Annotated in this window: 18 protein-coding genes; 10 read left to right on the top strand and 8 right to left on the bottom strand. The window is 63.7% G+C overall.

Annotated elements, in window-relative coordinates; all coding sequences use genetic code 11:
* Positions 1 to 62 precede the first annotated feature (62 nt).
* The 7 genes from GWG67_RS21425 to fabZ all read left to right on the top strand — a co-directional run bounded on the left by GWG67_RS21425 (position 63) and on the right by fabZ (position 8,453).
* Positions 63 to 821 carry an isoprenyl transferase gene (locus tag GWG67_RS21425; RefSeq protein ID WP_275171272.1) on the top strand — a complete coding sequence of 253 codons (759 nt, stop codon included), beginning with the start codon at positions 63 to 65 and terminating at the stop codon, positions 819 to 821.
* Positions 818 to 1,660, top strand: a complete 843-nt coding sequence (locus GWG67_RS21420; protein WP_275171271.1) for a phosphatidate cytidylyltransferase — start codon at positions 818 to 820, stop codon at positions 1,658 to 1,660. The genes GWG67_RS21425 and GWG67_RS21420 overlap by 4 nt, the downstream gene beginning before the upstream one ends.
* A gap of 4 nt (positions 1,661 to 1,664) precedes the next feature.
* Entirely contained in the window at positions 1,665 to 2,888 is a 1,224-nt protein-coding gene (gene dxr, locus GWG67_RS21415) for a 1-deoxy-D-xylulose-5-phosphate reductoisomerase (protein WP_275171270.1), read from the top strand.
* 44 nt (positions 2,889 to 2,932) lie between these two features.
* Complete coding sequence (gene rseP, locus GWG67_RS21410; RefSeq protein ID WP_275171269.1) at positions 2,933 to 4,084, top strand: RIP metalloprotease RseP; 1,152 nt, start codon at positions 2,933 to 2,935, stop codon at positions 4,082 to 4,084.
* 186 nt (positions 4,085 to 4,270) lie between these two features.
* A complete protein-coding gene (gene bamA, locus GWG67_RS21405) occupies positions 4,271 to 6,802 on the top strand; it encodes an outer membrane protein assembly factor BamA (protein ID WP_275171268.1) in 2,532 nt (843 codons plus the stop codon).
* Between the two features lie 125 nt (positions 6,803 to 6,927).
* The gene (gene lpxD, locus GWG67_RS21400; protein ID WP_275171267.1) at positions 6,928 to 7,995 is read left to right on the top strand and encodes a UDP-3-O-(3-hydroxymyristoyl)glucosamine N-acyltransferase; all 1,068 of its coding nucleotides are present in this window, start codon (positions 6,928 to 6,930) and stop codon (positions 7,993 to 7,995) included.
* Positions 7,992 to 8,453, top strand: a complete 462-nt coding sequence (fabZ, locus tag GWG67_RS21395) for a 3-hydroxyacyl-ACP dehydratase FabZ (RefSeq protein WP_007603637.1) — start codon at positions 7,992 to 7,994, stop codon at positions 8,451 to 8,453. The genes lpxD and fabZ overlap by 4 nt, the downstream gene beginning before the upstream one ends.
* Before the next feature lie 6 nt (positions 8,454 to 8,459).
* On the opposite strand, the gene GWG67_RS21390 is transcribed toward fabZ, so the two are convergent.
* A complete protein-coding gene (locus tag GWG67_RS21390; protein WP_275171266.1) occupies positions 8,460 to 8,804 on the bottom strand; it encodes a KTSC domain-containing protein in 345 nt (114 codons plus the stop codon).
* Positions 8,805 to 8,979: 175 nt separating this feature from the next.
* Between GWG67_RS21390 and lpxA the strand changes: the two genes are divergently transcribed.
* The 3 genes from lpxA to lpxB are packed head-to-tail and all read left to right on the top strand — an operon-like array spanning position 8,980 to position 11,832.
* Entirely contained in the window at positions 8,980 to 9,771 is a 792-nt protein-coding gene (lpxA, locus tag GWG67_RS21385; protein WP_275171265.1) for an acyl-ACP--UDP-N-acetylglucosamine O-acyltransferase, read from the top strand.
* 19 nt (positions 9,772 to 9,790) lie between these two features.
* Positions 9,791 to 10,651 carry an LpxI family protein gene (locus GWG67_RS21380; protein WP_275171389.1) on the top strand — a complete coding sequence of 287 codons (861 nt, stop codon included), beginning with the start codon at positions 9,791 to 9,793 and terminating at the stop codon, positions 10,649 to 10,651.
* Positions 10,648 to 11,832, top strand: a complete 1,185-nt coding sequence (gene lpxB / locus GWG67_RS21375) for a lipid-A-disaccharide synthase (RefSeq protein WP_275171264.1) — start codon at positions 10,648 to 10,650, stop codon at positions 11,830 to 11,832. The genes GWG67_RS21380 and lpxB overlap by 4 nt, the downstream gene beginning before the upstream one ends.
* 614 nt (positions 11,833 to 12,446) lie before the next feature.
* Here lpxB and GWG67_RS21370 read toward each other — a convergent pair.
* The 7 genes from GWG67_RS21370 to gltA all read right to left on the bottom strand — a co-directional run bounded on the left by GWG67_RS21370 (position 12,447) and on the right by gltA (position 20,105).
* Positions 12,447 to 13,214, bottom strand: coding sequence for an SDR family NAD(P)-dependent oxidoreductase (locus tag GWG67_RS21370; protein WP_275171263.1), 768 nt, complete (start codon positions 13,212 to 13,214; stop codon positions 12,447 to 12,449).
* Positions 13,211 to 14,320, bottom strand: coding sequence for an ABC transporter ATP-binding protein (locus GWG67_RS21365; RefSeq protein ID WP_275171262.1), 1,110 nt, complete (start codon positions 14,318 to 14,320; stop codon positions 13,211 to 13,213). The genes GWG67_RS21370 and GWG67_RS21365 overlap by 4 nt, the downstream gene beginning before the upstream one ends.
* Before the next feature lie 10 nt (positions 14,321 to 14,330).
* A complete protein-coding gene (locus tag GWG67_RS21360; RefSeq protein ID WP_275171261.1) occupies positions 14,331 to 15,188 on the bottom strand; it encodes a carbohydrate ABC transporter permease in 858 nt (285 codons plus the stop codon).
* Positions 15,181 to 16,104, bottom strand: a complete 924-nt coding sequence (locus GWG67_RS21355) for a carbohydrate ABC transporter permease (protein WP_275171260.1) — start codon at positions 16,102 to 16,104, stop codon at positions 15,181 to 15,183. The genes GWG67_RS21360 and GWG67_RS21355 overlap by 8 nt, the downstream gene beginning before the upstream one ends.
* Positions 16,101 to 17,387 (bottom strand): ABC transporter substrate-binding protein, encoded by a 1,287-nt coding sequence (locus GWG67_RS21350; RefSeq protein ID WP_275171259.1) that lies wholly within the window; start codon positions 17,385 to 17,387, stop codon positions 16,101 to 16,103. The genes GWG67_RS21355 and GWG67_RS21350 overlap by 4 nt, the downstream gene beginning before the upstream one ends.
* Before the next feature lie 57 nt (positions 17,388 to 17,444).
* Complete coding sequence (locus GWG67_RS21345) at positions 17,445 to 18,623, bottom strand: ROK family transcriptional regulator (protein ID WP_275171388.1); 1,179 nt, start codon at positions 18,621 to 18,623, stop codon at positions 17,445 to 17,447.
* Between the two features lie 177 nt (positions 18,624 to 18,800).
* On the bottom strand, positions 18,801 to 20,105 hold the full coding sequence (gene gltA / locus GWG67_RS21340; RefSeq protein WP_018458093.1) for a citrate synthase: 1,305 nt from the start codon (positions 20,103 to 20,105) through the stop codon (positions 18,801 to 18,803).
* Positions 20,106 to 20,265: the final 160 nt, after the last annotated feature.

Below are 20,265 nucleotides of genomic sequence, written 5' to 3'. Positions count from 1 at the left end.
CGCGCATGATCTTTTCGGAAAACCGCTTCGCATTCTTCCGGATCATGCTTTAAGGCAGCCTCATGTCCAACGCCGCCGCGCCCGCAACGGAAGGACCCGATCGGTCCGATGCGCCTGCGCATGTCGCCATCATCATGGATGGCAACGGGCGTTGGGCGGCCGCGCGCGGCTTGCCACGGGCGGAAGGCCATCGCCGCGGCGTGGAGGCCCTGCGCCGCGTGGTTCGCGCGTCGCATGAGCTTGGCATCCGCTATCTCACCATCTTCTCCTTCAGTTCGGAAAACTGGTCACGCCCGGCGAGCGAGATCGGCGATCTCTTTGGCCTGTTGCGCCGCTTCATCCGCAATGATCTGGCGAGCCTGCATCGCGACGGCGTCAGGGTGCGCATCATCGGCGAGCGGGACGGACTTGAGGGCGACATCTGCGCACTTCTCAACGAGGCGGAGGAACTGACGCGCGATAACACGCGGCTCACGCTCGTCGTCGCCTTCAATTACGGCTCGCGGCAGGAGATCGCGAAGGCGGCGCAGAAGCTCGCGCGCGAAGTCGCCGAGGGCCGGCGCAATCCTGATACGATCGACGCCGAGACACTGGGCGCTCATCTCGACGCGCCCGACATTCCCGATCCCGATCTCATCATCCGCACCAGTGGCGAGCAGCGTCTGTCCAACTTCCTGATGTGGCAGGCCGCCTATAGCGAGCTTGTCTTCGTGCCGATTCACTGGCCCGATTTCGACAAGGCGGCGCTGGAAGGCGCAATCGCCGAATTCGCCAGGCGCGAGCGCCGTTTCGGCGGCCTGGTCGCGAAAACCGCCTCGTGAGCGAACCCGACTCCGCACCGGCCGGCTCTCAGCCTGCCCCGAGCAATCTCGTGATGCGAATTCTCGCAGCGTTGGTGCTGGCGCCGCTCGCCATTGCGCTCGCTTATGCCGGCGGCTGGCTCTGGGCGCTGCTCGTCACCCTGGTGTCGATCGGACTGTTCGCGGAATGGCTGATGGTGGTGGGCGCAGGCTCGACCGCGTTGACCGGGGCGGGGACGATCGTCATCGCCACGATGGGCTTGTGCGTTGCCTTTGGCGCGCTGAAGACCGCAATCATCACCGGCCTCATTGGTGGCGCGGTCGTGACGGTGATCGCGCGGAGCAAGTTCGTCTGGGCGGCCTCCGGATTCGCCTATGCATCGGCGGCGCTACTCGCCTCGATCCTGCTGCGGAAGGATCTCGTGAACGGCTTCGCCGCGCTGATGTTCGTGCTGCTCGTGGTATGGGCGACCGATATCGGCGGCTATTTCGCTGGCCGCGGCATTGGCGGACCGAAGCTGTGGCCGCGCGTCAGCCCGAAGAAGACCTGGGCAGGAGCGCTCGGCGGCTTTGCCGCGAGCCTTTTGGTCGCGGCCGGCTTTGCCGCTTGCGGGATCGGAAAGTTGGCTCCATTGCTGCTCGTCGCCGCGGTCCTCTCGGTCGTGTCGGCCTGCGGCGATCTGTTCGAATCCGCGGTCAAGCGGCGCTTCGATGTCAAGGATTCCAGTCACTTAATTCCCGGCCACGGCGGGCTATTGGACCGTCTGGACGGTTTTGTCGCTGCCATCCTGGTGGCATGGATTATCGGCTTCCTCCGCCATGGTGTGCATAGCGCCGGAAGCGGTCTTATGGTTTGGTGAACATATGAGCGCGGTTCCATTGCGTAACAACAAGGCTGCGGCGTCGACCGTCCGCAGCGTCACGGTTCTCGGCGCCACCGGCTCGATCGGCGACAGCACGATGGATCTGCTGCGCGCCACTCCGGAGCGCTACCGTGTCGAGGCATTGACGGCGAACAGCAATGTCGAGGCGCTGGCAAAGCTCGCGAAAGAGTTTTCCGCGCGCTACGTCGCGATCGCCGACACCTCCAAGTTTGCCGAGCTCAAGGCTGCGCTCGCGGGCACCGCCACTGAATGCGGCGCCGGCGAAAGCGCGGTGATCGAGGCTGGCGCGCGTCCGGCCGAGTGGGTGATGGCCGCCGTGAGTGGCGCGGCCGGGCTGAAGCCGGCACTGGCGGCGGTCGATCGCGGCGCGCATGTCGCGCTCGCCAACAAGGAATGTCTCGTCTGCGCCGGCGATTTCTTCATGCAGCGCGCGGCGAAAGCGGGCGCCTGCATCCTGCCTGCGGATTCCGAGCACAATGCGCTGTTTCAGGCGCTTGGCTCTGGCAATCGCGACGAGCTCGTCCGTGTCATCATCACGGCCTCCGGCGGCCCGTTCCGGACCTGGAAGCCTGCCGACATCGAGCAGGCGACACTCGCGCAAGCCTTGAAGCATCCGAACTGGAGCATGGGCCAGAAGATCACGATCGATTCCGCCTCGATGATGAACAAGGGGCTTGAGGTGATCGAGGCTTCCTATCTGTTCGCTCTGAGTCCGGACGAGATCGACGTCCTCGTACATCCGCAGTCGATCATCCACGGCATGGTCGAGTTCTCCGATCGCTCGGTCGTGGCCCAGCTCGGCTCACCCGACATGCGCACGCCGATCGCGCATTGCCTCGGCTGGCCCGACCGCATCAAGGGGCCGGCCGCCAAGCTCGATCTGGCCAAGATTGGCCAGTTGACCTTCGAGGCGCCGGATTTCGAGCGCTTCCCCGGGCTGCGCCTCGCCTTCGATTCGCTCCGGACCGGGAAGGGGGCGACCACGGTCTACAACGCCGCCAACGAGGTCGCGGTCGCCGCCTTCATCGCCGGCAAGATCCGGTTCGGGGCGATTGCCCGGCTGGTGGAGGCGACGCTGGACGACTGGATCCGCAGCGGGAACCAAGCCCCGCTGACGTCAGCGGACGATGCAATCGCCGTTGACCATGTTGCGCGAAATAGGGCTGCCGCCCTATTGCCTCAAATTGCCTTAAAGGCATCCTAGATGGTTCGGGGCCAGGGCCTTGCGGCGCTGGATGAGGGAATTCGATGATCGACTTTTTTGTCCATAGTTTCAATACGTTGAGCCATGGGCTCCTCGGCTACGCGGTTCCCTTCCTGTTCGTCCTGACCATCGTCGTGTTCTTCCATGAGCTCGGCCATTTTCTGGTCGCGCGCTGGGCGGGCGTTCGCGTATTAACTTTTTCGCTCGGTTTCGGACCTGAGCTGGTCGGCTTCAACGACCGCCATGGCACCCGCTGGAAGATCTCGGCGATCCCGCTTGGCGGCTACGTCAAGTTCTTCGGCGACGAGAGCGAGGCTTCGACGCCGTCGTCCGAGAAGCTTGCGGCCATGACGGCCGAGGAGCGCGCCGGCAGCTTTCATCACAAGAAGGTCGGCCCGCGCGCCGCGATTGTTGCCGCCGGACCGATCGCCAATTTCATCCTCGGCGCGCTGATCTTCGCCGGCATGGCACTGTATTACGGCAAGCCGAGCACGATCGCGCGCGTCGACGGTGTGGTCGCCGACGGCGCTGCGGCGGCGGCCGGCTTCAAGATTGGCGACGTCGTCGTCCAGATCGACGGCAAGCCGATCGAGAGCTTTGCCGACATGCAACGCATGGTTGCGATGAATGCCGGTTCGCCGCTTGCCTTCCAGGTCAAGAGGGACGGCACCATCGTGTCGCTGACCGCGACGCCGGCGCTGCTCGAGCGCAAGGATCCCTTCGGCAATAGCCACCGTCTCGGCGTGCTCGGCATCGAGCACAAGTCTCAGGCCGGCGAGGCCTCGACGTCGCCGGTCGGCGTCGGCGAAGCGCTCAAGATCGGGGTTGAACAGGTCTGGTTCATCATCACCAGCACCTTCAAGTTCCTGGGCTCGTTGTTCGTCGGGAACGGCAATCCGAACGAAGTCAGCGGCGTGCTTGGCATTGCCAAAATGTCGGGGCAGGCCGCCAGCGCCGGGTTCCAGTTCGTGATCAACCTCTGCGCGGTGCTGTCGGTGTCGATCGGCCTGTTGAATCTGTTCCCGATCCCGCTGCTCGATGGCGGTCACCTTATGTTCTATGCGGCGGAGGTGGCGCGGGGGCGACCCCTGTCCGAGCGAACTCAGGAGATGGGGTTCCGAATCGGGCTCGGCTTGGTGCTGATGTTGATGGTGTTTGCCACCTATAACGACATCCTCCGGATGGCCTCATCCTGATAGGGGCTTTTTTGTGGCGTTGCCGGGCGTTGCTCTTGGGCAACGTCTTGGAATGAAAATGAAATTACGGCGCGCTCGGCCGTTTGCGGCGTCGGTGAAATTGTCTACAAGCGGCTTGAACTTGGGGAATCTCCAGACCGGCTTTGGGGTTGGGTCTGGTACGGAATGATAAGGGCGCGTTGCGCAATGAAGTTTGGACTGCGACTCCGGGGGGGCTTGCTCGCAACCCTGATCATGTTCGGCGCGCCGGTGCTTGCCCCGGTTGGGGCTGCCTTTGTGTCTTCGTCTGCGCTTGCTCAGACCGTGCAGTCGATTTCCGTCGAGGGAAATCGCCGCGTTGAGGTGGAGACGATCCGCTCTTACTTCAAGCCGGGTCCCGGCGGTCGCTTGGATCAAGGCGCCATCGACGACGGCCTCAAGGCGTTGATCGAGACCGGCCTGTTCCAGGACGTCAGGATCAACCGCGGTGCCGGTGGCCAGATCGTCGTCTCCGTGGTGGAAAACCCGGTGATCGGCCGCATTGCGTTCGAGGGCAACAAGAAGATCAAGGACGAGCAGCTCACTGGTGAAGTCCAGTCCAAGGCGCGCGGCACCTTCTCGCGCGCCATGGTGCAGTCCGACACGCTGCGAATCGCCGAAATCTATCGCCGTTCCGGTCGCTACGACGTCCGCGTCACGCCTGAAATCATCGAGCAGCCGAACAACCGCGTCGATCTCGTCTTCACGGTCGAGGAGGGCGCCAAGACCGGCGTCAAGTCGATCGAGTTCGTCGGCAACAACGCGTTCTCGTCCTACCGCCTGCGCGACATCATCAAGACCCACGAGTCGAACTTGCTGAGCTTCCTCGCCAGCAGCGACATCTACGATCCCGATCGGGTCGAGGCCGACCGCGACCTGATCCGCCGCTTCTATCTCAAGAACGGTTTCGCCGACGTCCAGGTCGTAGCCGCGCTCACCGAATACGATCCGGAGAAGAAGGGCTTCAACGTTACCTTCAAGATCGAGGAAGGCTCGCAATACCGGGTCGGCTCGATCGACTTCCGCTCCAGCATTCCGAACTTCGATCCCACCTCGATGCGCAACTATTCGCGCGTCAATGTCGGCTCGCTCTATAACGTCGAATCGGTCGAGAAGTCGGTCGAGGAGATGCAGATCGAAGCCTCACGGCGCGGTTATGCCTTCGCCGTGGTCCGTCCCGGCGGCGACCGCAACTTCGAGGCGCACACCGTGTCGGTCGTGTTCAACATCGACGAGGGTCCGCGCACCTATATCGAACGCATCAACCTCCGCGGCAACACCCGCACGCGCGACTACGTGATTCGTCGCGAGTTCGACGTCTCCGAGGGCGATGCCTACAACCGCGCGCTGGTCGACCGTGCCGAGCGTCGCTTGAAGAACCTCGACTATTTCAAGACCGTGAAGATCACGACGGAGCCCGGCTCGTCGAGCGACCGCGTGATCCTGCTCGTGGACATGGAAGAGAAATCGACCGGCGACTTCTCGGTCTCGGGTGGTTACTCCACCACCGACGGCGCGCTGGCCGAAGTCTCGGTCTCCGAGCGCAATTTGCTCGGCCGCGGCCTGTTCGCCAAGGCGGCGGTGACCTATGGTCAGTACGCCCGCGGCTATTCGCTGTCGTTCGTCGAACCCTATTTGCTCGACTACCGTGTCGCGCTGGGTCTCGACCTCTATCAGCGTGAGCAGAGGTCCAACAGCTACATCTCCTACGGCACCAAGACGCTCGGCTTCTCGCCGCGCCTCGGTTTCTCCCTGCGTGAAGATCTGTCGCTGCAGGTCCGCTACTCGATCTATCGGCAGGAAATCACGCTGCCGTCCACCTTGGCGAACTGTAATAACAATGTGGGCTCGGCGGCTTTTAACCCCAGCCCGGCCTTTGCCAACCTCAACGGCCTCGACCTGAGCTCGACCAACGGCCTGGGCTGCTACAGCGACGGTGAAGCCTCGCTGCCGGTGCGCAAGGAGCTTGCCAACGGCAAGACCCTGACCTCGGCGCTCGGTTACACGCTGACCTACAACACGCTCGACAACAACAAGAACCCCACCGACGGTCTGCTCGTCGACTTCCGTCAGGACTTCGCCGGCGTCGGCGGCGACGTCTCTTACCTGAAGTCGGTTGTCGACGCTAAGTACTACACTCCGCTGGTGTCCGACATCGTCGGCCTGGTCCGGTTGCAGGGCGGCATGCTGAACAAGATGGGCAGCGATCTGCGCATGCTCGATCACTTCCAGATGGGCCCGAACCTCGTCCGCGGCTTTGCCCCGAACGGCATCGGACCGCGCGATTTGAACCCCTTCGGTACGCAGGACGCGCTTGGTGGCACCAAATATTGGGGTGCTTCGCTCGAACTGCAGATGCCGTTCTGGTTCCTGCCGAAGGAAGTGGGTCTGAAGGGCGCCGTCTACGCCGACGCTGGCGGGCTGTTCGACTATCAGGGCCCGACGACGTGGTCGGTGACCAACGAAGTGACCACGACCAAGAATTCGAGCTGCACGCCGTCGACCGTCAATCCAGCTTCGGCTGGAACCTGCACCGGCCTGGTCTATGACAACGGCAATGCCGTCCGGTCGTCGGTCGGTGTCGGCTTGATCTGGGCCTCGCCGTTCGGTCCGCTGCGCTTCGACTACGCCGTGCCGCTGACCAAGGGCAAGAACGACCGTACGCAGGAGTTCCGGTTCGGCGGCGGCACCTCGTTCTAATTCGAACAGCACGGCACGATCCGGACCACAGGAATCGGTTTCCAAAAGGGATCGTGCCAATCCAGGAGATGAGGCATGATGCGGCTTGGCCGCTTCATGCCGAAGCCGGACCGCGACGGGGTGGAATGGCGCAGCCGACCTTCTTCACACAGCCGCCGGCCTCAGCGCTGGCTGACATAGCCACGCTGACCAAGGCGGAGCTGGTCGATCCCGCCAGGGGCGGCCAAATCATCAGGGGTCTTGCTTCGCTCGACGAAGCCGGCCCGATGCACCTGGCGTTCTTCGACAATCTCAAATATGCCGATGAGCTCAAGACGACCAAGGCCGGTGCTTGCCTGGTGAGCCCACGCTTCGAGGCCCGGGTGCCCGCGCATGTGGCCGTGCTGCGGGCGCCACAGCCGTTCCGCGCCTTCGTCAGGATCGCGCGGGAGTGGCACGGCGACGCGCTCCGTCCGCAATCCTGGGCCGGCAACGAGGGCATCGCGCCGTCGGCCATTATCGATCCCACGGCCAGGCTCGAGGACGGCGTGATCGTCGATCCCCTGGCCGTGATCGGCCCTGACGTGGAGATCGGCAGCGGCACGGTGATCGGTGTGGGGGCCGTGATCGGCCCCGGCGTCAAGATCGGCCGGGACTGCAATGTCGGCGCACGCACCGCCATCCAGTGCGCGCTGATCGGCAACGACGTGCTGATCCACCCCGGCTGCTCGATCGGCCAGGACGGCTACGGCTTCATCTTCTTCGGCCCCGAGGGCCATCTGAAAGTGCCCCAGACCGGCCGCGTGCTGATTCAGAACAATGTGGAGGTCGGCGCCGGCACCACCATTGATCGAGGGTCCTTGCGCGACACCGTGATCGGTGAAGGCACCAAAATCGACAATCAAGTCCAGATCGGCCACAATGTGACCATTGGCCGGCACTGCCTGCTGGCAGCCCAGATCGGCCTTGCCGGCAGCCTGACCCTCGGCGACAACGTGGCGCTGGGAGCGAAGGTAGGCATCAACAATCACGTCAAGATCGGGGATGGAGCTCAGGTGACTGCCATGAGTGGCGTCAAGGACGACGTTCCTCCCAACGGACGCTGGGGTGGTTTTTTTGCCAAGCCGACCCGGCAGTGGTTCAAGGAAATTTTGGCGGTCGAGCGCTTGGCGCGCGACAGCAAGGCCGATCCGAAGCAGGAGGAACGGGAGTGACGGACGAAGCACCGGTCAGGTTCGAGCTTGTGGACATCAACATGATCCTGCAAACGCTCCCGCACCGTTTTCCGATGCTGCTGATCGATCGCGTGATCAACATCCGCACCGATTACAGCGGCATCGGCATCAAGAACGTCACCTTCAACGAACCGCCGTTCCAAGGCCACTTTCCCGATCGCCCGGTCTATCCCGGCGTCATGATGATCGAAGCGATGGCGCAGACTGCGGGTGTGATCGGCATCAAGTCGGTCGAGGGCACCGACAAGCCGCGCGCGGTCTACTTCCTGACCATCGACAAGTGCAAGTTCCGCAAGCCGGTGCTGCCCGGCGATACCATCGAATATCACATGCGCTCGATCGGCCGCCGCAAGGCCATGTGGTGGTTTCACGGCGACGCCAAGGTCAACGGCCAGGTGGTTGCGGAGGCCGACGTCGGCGCCATGCTGACCGACTGAGCGGGATCAACTTCTCTGGATACGCTCGCGTGCAGGACACGCGTACCGGACGCCGTTGACTTCGCGCTTGATGTTCTGGTTGAAGAACTGGCCCATGGACGGTGCGCCCAGCAGGCGCTCGACCGTGTCGATTGGCACGCCGCAATAGCGGTCATAAGCGCCGTCCACAGCCACGACGAGGGCCTGCTGCGCACGGTCGTAACAGACCCGCTGGAGCACCGTGCTGCGGCTGATGTCGCGGCATTCGAACGTCGCGAGGTCGATGGGGCGGTGTTCGCCGGTCTCAATCGTCTCGGACACGATCGGCGCGGTCACGAGCTGTGTGAGGAGAAGTGCCAGGGCCCTGACCACGATACCTGAAGCTCCGCATGAACTTGTTGATGAGCCGGGAAGGCTGCCTCATCCGGCACTTGAAACACGGAAAGATCATACGTCACTGGACAGATCGGGCATAGTCGCGCTAACCAGCGGAAAACCGAGCGACTTCAACACCTAATCAGACCTTCTTGATGAGTCAGATTGCTTGATGAGTAAGATTGATCCCACCGCACGGATCGCGGACGGCGCCGTGATCGGCGAGGGCACCGAGATCGGCCCCTTCTGCATCATCGGTGCGCATGTCGTGATCGGCAGTAACTGCAAGCTGATCGGACATGTGCATATCACCGCGCAGACCACGATCGGTGACGATTGCACCATCTATCCGTTCGCCTCGCTCGGCACGCCGCCGCAATCGCTCAGCTATCGTGGCGAATTGACGAAGCTCAAGATCGGTTCGGGCTGCACCATCCGCGAGTCCGTGACCATGAACGCCGGCACGGTCGCAGGCGGTGGTATCACAGAGGTCGGCGACCGCAATTATTTCATGAATTGCAGCCATGTCGGCCATGACTGCCATGTCGGCAACGACGTGATCTTCGCGACCTCGGCCACGCTCGGCGGTCACTGCGAGATCGGTGATTTCGTCTTTATCGGCGGCCTGTCCGCGGTGCACCAGTTCACCCGCATCGGCCCGCAAGTTATGGTCGGCGGCGTATGTGGCGTGCGCGACGACGTCATTCCGTTCGGCCTCGTCAACGGCCAGTACGCCGTGCTCGAAGGCCTCAACCTGATCGGCATGAAGCGGCGCAAGTTCACCAAGCAGCGGCTTGCGACCGTGCGCGCGTTCTATCAGAAGCTCTTCCATGGCCCCGCTACCTTTGCCGAACGCCTGGAGGCGGCGCGGCCGCTCGCCGGTGAAGATCCGGCCATCGGCGAAATCCTCGACTTCATCGGCAAGGGCAAGCGCCCGCTCTGTCTTCCCGCCGTCGCGAAGTGATGATGGGATGGCCGCGGGTATGACATCGGCGGCGGCTTCGGAGATTTCATCGCCGGTCGGCGTGGTCGCCGGCGGCGGCGCGATGCCGTTCGCGGTTGCCGAATCGCTCGCCGCTCGCGGCATCACGCCGGTGTTGTTTCCCCTTCGGGGGGCCTGCGATCCGGCGCGGGTGGAAAAATTCCGCCATCGCTGGATCTCGGTCGGCCAGCTCGGCCGTGCCATGCGGCTGTTTCGCGAGGAGGGCTGCCGCGACCTGATCTTCATCGGCACGCTGGTACGGCCTTCGCTCTCGGAGGTTCGGGTCGACTTCACGACGCTCCGGCTGCTCGGCAATGTCATTCGCGCCTTCCGCGGCGGCGATGATCATTTGTTGTCCGGCGTCGGGCGCATTCTCGAGCAGGGCGGGTTTCGCATGGTCGGCATCAAGGACGTCGCGCCCGACCTCTTGATGCCTGAGGGCTGCATCAGCCGCGCCTGGCCGAGCGACACCGGCAAGACCGACATCGAACGTGGACGCGCGGTGCTGACCGCGCTCGGTCCGTTCGACATCGGCCAGGCTGCGGTCGTGATCGACGGCCATGTTGTGGCGGTCGAGGACATCGAGGGCACCGATGCGCTGCTCGCGCGCGTGGCACGGCTGCGCGAAGAGGGCCGCATCCGCGCCGCCACCGGGCGGGGCGTGCTGGTGAAGGTACCAAAGAGCGGGCAGGACCTGCGCTTCGACCTGCCGACGATCGGCCCGCGCACCCTCGAGGGCGTCGCCGCCGCAGGGCTGGCCGGAATCGCCGTCGTCGCCGGCAACACCATCGCCGCCGAGCCGCAGGCGATGATCGCGCTCGCCGACGCCAAATATCTCTTCGTCATCGGCCTGCCGGCGTGATGCAAGGCCGCCATCCCAAGCGCAAGATCTTCCTGATCGCCACGGAGGAATCCGGCGACCGGCTCGGCAGCGCCTTGATGAAGGTGCTGCGCCAGCGCCTCGGCGACGGCGTGCAGTTCGTGGGCGTCGGCGGCCACACCATGGCGCGCCAGGGGCTGGAGACGCTGTTTCCGATCGAGCAGCTCTCGATCGTGGGCTTCGCCGCGGTGGTGCAGCAATTGCCGAAGATCCTGCGGCTGATCCGCGAGACCGCGGAGGCCGTAACCGAAGCCGCGCCGGACGCGCTCGTCATCATCGACAGCCCCGACTTCACCCACCGTGTCGCCCGCCGCGTGCGGGCGCGCAATCCGGCGATCCCGGTCGTCGACTACGTCTCGCCGCAGCTCTGGGCCTGGCGGCCGGGACGGGCGCGGACCATGCTCGGCTATGTCGACCATGTGCTCGGCCTGTTGCCGTTCGAGCCGGAGGAATATCGCAAGCTCGGCGGGCCGCCATGCAGCTATGTCGGCCATCCCCTGATCGAGCAATTGTCCTCGCTGCGGCCGAACGCGGAGGAGCAGAAGCGCCGCGACAGCGGGCCGCCGGTTTTGCTGGTGCTGCCCGGCAGCCGCCGCAGCGAGATCAGGCACCATCTCGACGTGTTCGGCGCGACGCTCGGCCGATTGCAGACGGAAGGCCGCGCGTTCGAACTGATGCTGCCGACCATGCCGCATCTCGAAGCCACCATCCGCGAAGGCATCGCGAACTGGCCGGTCAAGCCTCAAATCGTGGTCGGCGAGAACGAGAAGCGCGCCGCCTTCCGCATCGCGCGCGCGGCATTGGCAAAATCCGGCACAGTGACGCTGGAGCTCGCGCTATCGGGCATTCCGATGGTGACGGCCTATCGGGTCGGCGCGATCGAAGCCTTCATCCTGCGCCGCGCGATCCGCGTCTCCTCGGTGATCCTCGCCAATCTCGTGATCGGCAAGGATGTCATCCCGGAGTTCCTGCAGGAAGACTGCACGCCGGAGAACCTGGCGCCCGCGCTCTCGCAGCTTCTGACCGATTCACCGTTGCGCCGACAGCAGGTGGAAGCGTTCGCCCAGCTCGATACGATCATGTCGACCGGCAACAAGTCGCCGAGCGTACTCGCAGCCGACATCGTGCTGGCGACCATGCGCAAGGGCAGGCGGGCTAGCTAGGACGTGTACTCACAAGCGTCGGCTTGCCAGCGCAAAGCGGAAGCCTCCTAACCTTGGGCGTGATCGGCGGTTTGTGACCCATTGCCGACGTGATCCGCGTCCGACATATTGATCGCATGCCTAGGAATGAGAGCTACCTTGAAAGAATCGCTGATCTTGCACCTCAATTGAGAGAGGCGCTCGCTAAGCTAAATGCCGAATGGTCGCCGGAAGTTGTGCCCATAACCCTCGCGGGTACCGGATTGGCAGAGGCTCTTGTTGAGCATTTCAATCGACTGCCAAAAAGCACAATACAATCCGTTTTTGAACTCTGCGAAAAAGCGCTCGAAGACGGCTCTGCTCAAGAACGTGCCGCTTTGGCAACCGGCTTTCTTGAATCACTACAGCACGCAGATGGCACGAAAGCATTCGATTTTAGGTCGGTAGCAAACTTGCTGGGGCCGAAGTCCAGAGAGCATTGCTCAGCCATGGATAGGTTTTGGAAAGTCACGTCGCGCGGATTGTAGAGGACCGCTTCTGGCCCAACTCGGACCAAGGGTGAGGTACGCCAACGCGACTGCTATCGGATGCGGAGCGGACCTCTACGAAGCAGCTCGGGTTTGTGAGTACACGCTTTAGCCGAGACCAGCGTCGACCTGAAAACACTGCCGCGTGATGCGCTGGCTCTCATCGGAAGCGAGGAATAGCGCCATGTTGGCGATGTCGTCGGGCGTCACCGCGTCGGGAATGGCCTGACGCGTGCGCAGCTCGGCGATCGTCTGGTCGTCCGGATACCACAGCCGGCGCTGACGCTCCGTGATCACCATCCCCGGCGCTATCGCGTTGACGCGGATGCGGTCGGGCCCGAGCGACCGGGCCAGGGAGTTGGTGAAGCCGACGATCGCGGCCTTCGCCGCGGCGTAGACCGGCAGCCCCGGCGCGCCGCGCATCCAGGCAATCGACGACATGTTGATGATCGAGCCGCCGCCGCGCGCCTGCATCTGCGGCACCACCGCTTGCGCGGCAAAGAAGACGTGCTTGAGGTTGACGCCGATCATCCAGTCGAACTCGGCCGGGGTTACCTCGGCCAGTCCCTGGCGTTGATCATTGGCGGCGTTGTTGACGAGAACCGCGGCATCGCCAAGCGATCCGTGCACCTGCGCCATGGCGCCGCGCAAGGCGTCGATGTCGAGGAGATCGCACGGCACGAACAAGGGTGCGGTTCCAGCCGCGGCCTTCACCTCCGCGACCAGCGCCCGGCCGGCTGCTTCGTCCAGATCCAGGAACGCGACGCGAGCCCCTTGCGCCGCGAACGCCCGCACGAAGGCGGCACCGATGCCGCTGGCGCCACCGGTGATCAACACCACGCGATCCCTAAGACCGGCATAGCTCGTTCTTGTCATGCGATCAGTCGCTCCGTCTCGGGGTCGAACAGGCAGATGCGGCGCGTGTCGAGCGCGAACGGGGCGACGGCGCCCGGTGTGGGGCGGATGTCCGGCGTGATGCGCGCCAGCGCGGGCTCGCCGCCAAGCCGCAGCAGCACGATCGTTTCGGCCCCCGTCGGCTCGACCATCTCCACCGGCGCGTTGACGACGACGGGCGGATCGGCGGAAAATACGCGGCTGCCCTCGGCGATGCATTCCGGCCTGATCCCGACCACCACGTCACGGCCGACGAAGGGTGCCGCCGCGTCATATTGGCCAAGGCGGAGGCGGACCTCGTCCGGCCGCCCCGCGCCGATCACGACCACCGGCCCGCCGGCGTCTGCCTCGAGCCGTGCCGGCATGGTGTTCATCGGCGGCGAGCCCATGAAACGGGCCACGAACAGATTGGCGGGATAGCGATACACAGTATCAGGGTCGGCAAACTGCTGCACCACGCCCCGATGCATCACGGCGATGCGCGTCGCCATCGTCATCGCCTCGATCTGATCGTGAGTGACATAGACGATGGTGGCGCCGATGCGCTGGTGCAGCCGCTTGATCTCCATCCGCATCTCGACGCGCAGCTTGGCGTCGAGATTGGACAGCGGCTCGTCGAACAGGAAGAGCAGGGGATCGCGCACCAGCGCCCGGCCCATCGCCACACGCTGGCGCTGGCCACCGGAGAGCTGCGACGGCTTGCGGCCGAGCAGCGGCTCGATCTGGAGCAGCCTGGCCACATTCGCCAGCGCCTTCTCCTGCTCCGCCTTTGGTACGTGGCGGCATTCCATGCCGAAGGTGATGTTCTGGCGCACCGTCATCGACGGATAGAGCGCGTAGGACTGGAACACCATCGCGATGTCGCGGTCCTTTGGCGGAACGTCGTTGACGATACGTCCGCCGATTTCCACGGTGCCTGCGCTCGGGAGGTCGAGCCCGGCGATGATGTTGAGCAGCGTGGACTTGCCGCAGCCGGATGGGCCGACGAGCACGGTGAATTCACCGCTCTCGATGTCGAGATCGATGCCCTTGAGCACCTCCAGATTGGCGTAGCGCTTGGACAGGGAGCGAATGCTTAGGGCTGCCATGACAATCCGATCATTTCACGGCGCCGGCGGTGAGGCCGCGCACGAAATACTTGCCGCCGATCAGATAGATCAGCAGGGTTGGCAGCGCGGCGATCATCACCGCCGCGCTTTGCACGCCATGCTGCGGGATGTCGGCGACCGCGGCGGATAGCGCGATCAGCGCGGCGGTGACCGGCTGCTGCTGACCGGTCGTGAATGTCACGCCGTAGAGAAACTCGTTCCAGATATGCGTGAACTGCCAGATCACGGTGACGACCAGAATAGGCGGCGAGAGCGGCAGGATGATGCGCCAGAAAATACGAAAGAACCCTGCGCCATCGATGCGTGCAGCTCTTATCAAATCCTGCGGGATGGCAGTGTAGTAGTTTCGGCAGAACAAGGTGGTAAAGGACAGCCCCTGGATCGTGTGGATCACGACCAGACCAGTTAACGTGTTCATCAGGCCCGTATCGCGCAACACGATGGTCCAGGGCAGCAAGCGCATCTGCTGGGGAAGGAAGAGGCCAAGGGTCACAATGCCGTAGATCCAGCTATCGCCGCGAAAACGCCAGAGCGACACGGCGTAACCGGCGACAGCACCCAGCAGGGTCGAAAAAATCGTCGCGGGAATCGTGACGAGCGCGGAGTTCAGCATGTACGGCCGGATGCCGGCACAGGTCTCGGCAACGCAGAAGCCGCTCCAGGCCGCGGCGTAGTTGCTCCATGCCCATTGCTTCGGCCAGCCGATCATCGAGGCCTGCGCGATCTCCTCGTTGGTGCGCAGCGAGTTCAGCACGACAACAGCCAATGGCGCGAGCCATGCTGCAGCGATCAGCGAGACGACGAGATAGATCAGAATCCGGCTTGGCGCGATGGTTCGCTCACGCATGGATCGCCCGCCGCCGCTGGACGTAACGCCACGCTGCATAGGGCAGCAAAACCGCGAGAAGAATGAGCAACATGAGCACTGCCGCCGCCGCTCCCCGTCCGAGCAGGCTGCGCTGGAACATCAGGTCGTAGACGACAAGAGCCGGCAGCTGGGTGGCGATTCCGGGGCCGCCGTTGGTGAGCGCGCGGACGAGGTCGAAGGTCGAAATCGCGAACTGCAGCTGGATGACGATCACGGTGATGGTGATCGGCCAAAGGGTCGGCAGGATGACGCGCCGGTACATTCGGATCGGTCCGGCGCCGTCGATCTGCGCGGCCTTGATCAGGTCGGCGTCGACGGAGCGGAGGCCGGCGAGGAACAGCGCCATGGCGAAACCGGAGGATTGCCAGATCGCGGCGATGACGATGGTCCAAATGGCCATGTCGCGGTCGATCAGCCAGTCGAACCTGAAGGTGGTCCAGCCAAGGTCGCGGACCAGCTTCTGGATCCCGAGGCCCGGATTGAGCAACCAACTCCAGACCGTGCCGGTGACCACGAATGACACCGCCAGAGGATAAAGAAAGATGGACCGCAGCAGGTTCTCGCCGCGGATGCGCTGATCGAGCAGGATCGCAAGGATGAGGCCGGTCGCCAGACTCAGCAACACGAATGCGCTGCCAAACAGCAGCAGATTGTCCAAAGCAATCTGCCAGTTCCGTGATGCTGCAACCGCAGAATAGTTGCGCAAACCGACCCAGCCCGAGACCGGGACCAGAGTGGAGGGCGTGAACGATATCCAGATCGTCCACAGCGTAAACGCAATGAGATGCGTGGCGGACAACAGCAGCGGCACCCAGATCGTCAAATATTCGGGCAGCCGGCGTACCCAGTCAGAGGCAGCCGGCCGGCCCGGTGTTGTCGAGACGGCGATCGTCAACGTGAGCTCTCGACGGCCTCGGCGAGGCGTACGGCCGCTTGCTCCGGCTTGATCGTCTTGTTCTTCACGTACTCCGTGATCACATCGATCATCGCTGCAGTCATGCCGTTTTCCTGCGCCATGTTGTGCGCGAGACTGAGGACGGCCTGATTGCTGGCGATCGCGTCTTTCAGGGCTGCTGCGGTCCGCCGTTGACCGTCCGACCAGCCTTCGCCCGACAGATCGACATCGGTGCGCACGGGGATCGATCCCGTGATCTGCGAATACATGGTCTGGATCGCTGGATCCATGACGAGCTGGGCCATCAGCGTCTGGCCGGCTTGCAGGTCGGGCTCCTTGCGCTGCCAGAATATGAAGGCATCGGCATTCAACAGGAAGACCGGCTTGCCATTGTCGCTCGGGCCCGGGGCGATGATGAAGTCCTCGAACTTGAAACCGGCGTTGCGCAATACGCCCTGCGCCCACCCGCCCATGATCATCATGCCCATGTCGCCGTCGACGAAGCGCTTCAGGTTGGTCGAAAAGTGCTGGGCGCCGACGTTGGGGTCCATCCAGTCGGCAATCTTGCGCACCTGTACGAAGGCCGCCTTTATCTCGGGGCCCTCCAGGGCCTTCTTGTCGAGATTCATGAGGGCTGCGCGGTATGCAGTGGGACTGATGCCTGCCAAAGCGGCCTCGAATTTCTGGCCGTCGTCCGGGCGGGTGCCACCGTTGGCGATGGGATAGGGAACTCCGCCTGCTTTCATCTTCTCGGCAAGGTCGTTGAACTCAGCCCATGTGACGGGGATCTTGTCGGCCTTGGCCTTGTCCATTGCGCGTTTGGAGAGAAACAGCATGTTGGTGCTGTAGATCTGCAACGGCAGCGCAATCCACTTGCCCCCCGGCTTGTGCAATTTTGCAAGGTCCGGAGCGATAACCTTTTCGTAGCCGGCGGCAGCGACGACGGCATCGAGATCGACGGTTGGGGCAATCTTCGACCAAGCCGCGATCTCGGGACCTTTGAGCTGCGAGCAGGCCGGTGGATCGCCGGCCATGATCTGGGCACGCAGCTTGTTCATCATCTCGGTGGTGAAGCCGGGGACGGGCGAGTGCTGCCAAACCCCGCCTTTCTCTTCGAATTTCTTGCCGAGCGCTGTGATGGCAGCCCCATCGCTGCCTGCGGACCATTGCGAGATCGCAGTCAGACGCGGCTTGATCGCGCCTTGCGCGCGGGCAAATGCCGGCAGCGCGAGCGCGGCCGCAGATCCGGCGAGCAGTTGGCGCCTTGTTGTCGTGATCGGCATGGCAAGTTCCTCCCGGTGTGAACTCTTTCGCGCGAGAGCCGCGCGGCATCAGGTATCTCAGGCGGCCTCGATCGATGCGGCCGGCATGCCGCCGCGGCAAGCGAGGCAGAAAGCCGCGAATGCCAGCGCCGCCCGCGGATCGTTGCCATTCGACGGCGGCACGAAAGCGAGCGACACTTGCGCGTGCTTGCGGCCGCCCAACAGGCAGGCGTCGATCCCCGCCACGAGCGCGTTGCGATCGTCCTCGGCGAGAAGCGACGGCCAGCCGCTGATCGCGACGCCCTTGCATGGCTTCACGTTCAGCGTGTTGCCGATCGCAAGGCCAAGCCGGAACAGCCGCCGGCGCAATTCCTGCCGCACCCGCGACGAGAGCGGCATCGCGGTCACCCATTCGCTGCCGGGTTGAAGCAACTCCGCTTCCGCGACGCCCAGAAGCTCGGCCAAGGCCGGAAGCGACGTATAGGCTTCGACGCAACCATGATGGCCACAGCGGCAAATTGGTCCGTCGGCTCCGAACACCATGTGGCCGAGCTCGACCGGCTGGAGGGCATCGTCCTCGGTCGGATCATCCATCCAGGTGCCGGCGACGCCCTGGCCGACGAAGACGAAAAGATGTGCGCCGCTGAATGGATAGTTCTCCGTGCGGCAACGGTGAAAAATGGCGTGCGCGACGACCGAATTGGTGAACTCGACCGGCACGCCGGCAAAGTTCTCGCCGAACATCTCGCTGATCCGCCCGACGTCGCAGGGAATGATCGGATTGCCTGACGCGCCCAACCGGCCGAGGCCCGGAATGGAGACGCCGATCTGCGCGAGGGGAATGCGCCGGCGCCGCGTCCAGTCGCGCAGCAATGTCATCGCCTCGCGAAACGCCCGGCCGACGGTCGCGACGGTTGGCGTCCTCGGCAGCGGCACATGCCCGGTGTCGTGCAACTCACCCGACAGGCCGCCGATGCCGACGCTGAGCCGCTGGGTCGTCAGCTCGAACGCCGCGAGCGCCACCGCCCCATCGAGCGACACGAGGCCGGTCGGGCCGCCGACATAAGGGGCAGGGCGCCGCACTTCTTCGATCAGGCCTTCGGCTTTCAGATCGAACAGGATGCGCGACAGGCTCGCTTCCGACAGGCGCACGGCCTTCGCCAGCGGCGGGCGAAACGACCCGCCCGACTGAAGCAGATGAGTCAAAATGGCAGCACGCGTCTGCCGCCGACTTCTCGGCTGCTCCGGCATTTCCATCCCTGTCGTCATTCTTACTTAGAGTAAAAATTTGCGCGCGAAGCGTTTCGACGTCAAGCGTCGGCCGACGCATTGCGCCGACTTGTTGTTGTGCGCGGCAGCAAGATTGTGTCGGGACAAACAAAAACGGCGCCATCCGGAGATGGCGCCGCTTCGAAAGCCGTGATGGACTCGATCTTACTTCCGGTTGTTGATCGCGACGTAATCGCGGCGGGTGACGCCGGTGTAGAGCTGGCGCGGACGGCCGATCTTCTGCTGCGGATCCTCGATCATCTCGCTCCACTGGCTGATCCAGCCGACGGTGCGGGCGACCGCGAACAGCACGGTGAACATCGAGACCGGGAAGCCCATCGCCTTCAGCGTGATGCCCGAATAGAAGTCGACATTCGGGTAGAGCTTGCGGTCGATGAAGTACTGGTCGCTGAGCGCGATCTTCTCGAGCTCGAGCGCCACCTTCAGCATCGGATCGTCGCCATGGCCGGTCTCCTTGAGCACGGCGTGACACATCTTCTGCATGATCTTGGCGCGCGGATCATAGTTCTTGTAGACGCGATGACCGAAGCCCATCAGGCGGACTTCAGAGTTCTTGTCCTTCACCTTGGCGATGAACTCGGGGATCTTGTCGACCGAGCCGATCTCGGCGAGCATCGCGAGCGCGGCTTCGTTGGCGCCGCCATGCGCCGGGCCCCACAGGCAGGCGATGCCGGCGGCGATGCAGGCGAACGGGTTGGCGCCGGAGGAGCCGGCGATACGCACCGTCGAGGTCGAGGCGTTCTGCTCGTGATCGGCGTGCAGGATGAAGATCTTGTCCAGCGCGTCAGCCAGCACCGGGTTGATCTTGTAGTCCTCGCACGGCACGGCGAAGCACATGTGCAGGAAGTTCTCGGCGAACTTCAGCGAGTTCTTCGGATACACGAAGGGCTGGCCGACCGTGTACTTGTAGGCCATCGCGGCCAGCGTCGGGATCTTGGCGATCATGCGCATGGAGGCGATCATGCGCTGCTTCGGATCGTTGATGTCGGTTGAGTCGTGATAGAACGCGGCGAGCGCGCCGACAGCCGCCACCATGATCGCCATCGGATGGGCGTCGCGGCGGAAGCCCTGGAAGAAGCGGGCCATCTGCTCGTGCACCATCGTGTGATGGATCACGCGGTCGTCGAAATCCTTCTTCTGCGCGGCGGTCGGAAGCTCCCCGAACAGCAGCAGATAGCAGGTCTCGAGGAAGTCGCCGTTCTCGGCGAGCTGCTCGATCGGATAGCCGCGGTATTCCAGCACGCCCGCGTCACCGTCGATATAGGTGATCTTGGACTGGCAGCTCGCGGTCGAGGTGAAGCCCGGGTCGTAGGTGAACAGGCCGGACTGGCCGTAGAGCTTGCCGATATCGATGACGTCGGGCCCGACGCTGCCGCTGTGGATCGGAAGATCGAAATTCTTGTTTCCGACCGTCAGTGTGGCGGTCTTATTGCTTGGTTTTGCGTCCATCAGAGGTCCCCGATGTATGGTGAAACGGGCCGGACCCGGAGGCCCCGATGAGATATCGCAGGGCAGGCCGGATGTTCCAGAAGGTACGGCTGAGATGGGTATATTATTGCTGTGTGCGCTGCAAGATGGCGCCACGCATGGTCGACTTACGTCGTAGCCA

The sequence above is a fragment of the Bradyrhizobium sp. CSS354 genome, assembly GCF_029051725.1.
Lineage (GTDB): Bacteria > Pseudomonadota > Alphaproteobacteria > Rhizobiales > Xanthobacteraceae > Bradyrhizobium.
The sequence above is the reverse complement of the archived record's forward strand: the minus strand, read 5'-3'. Positions and strand labels throughout refer to the sequence as shown.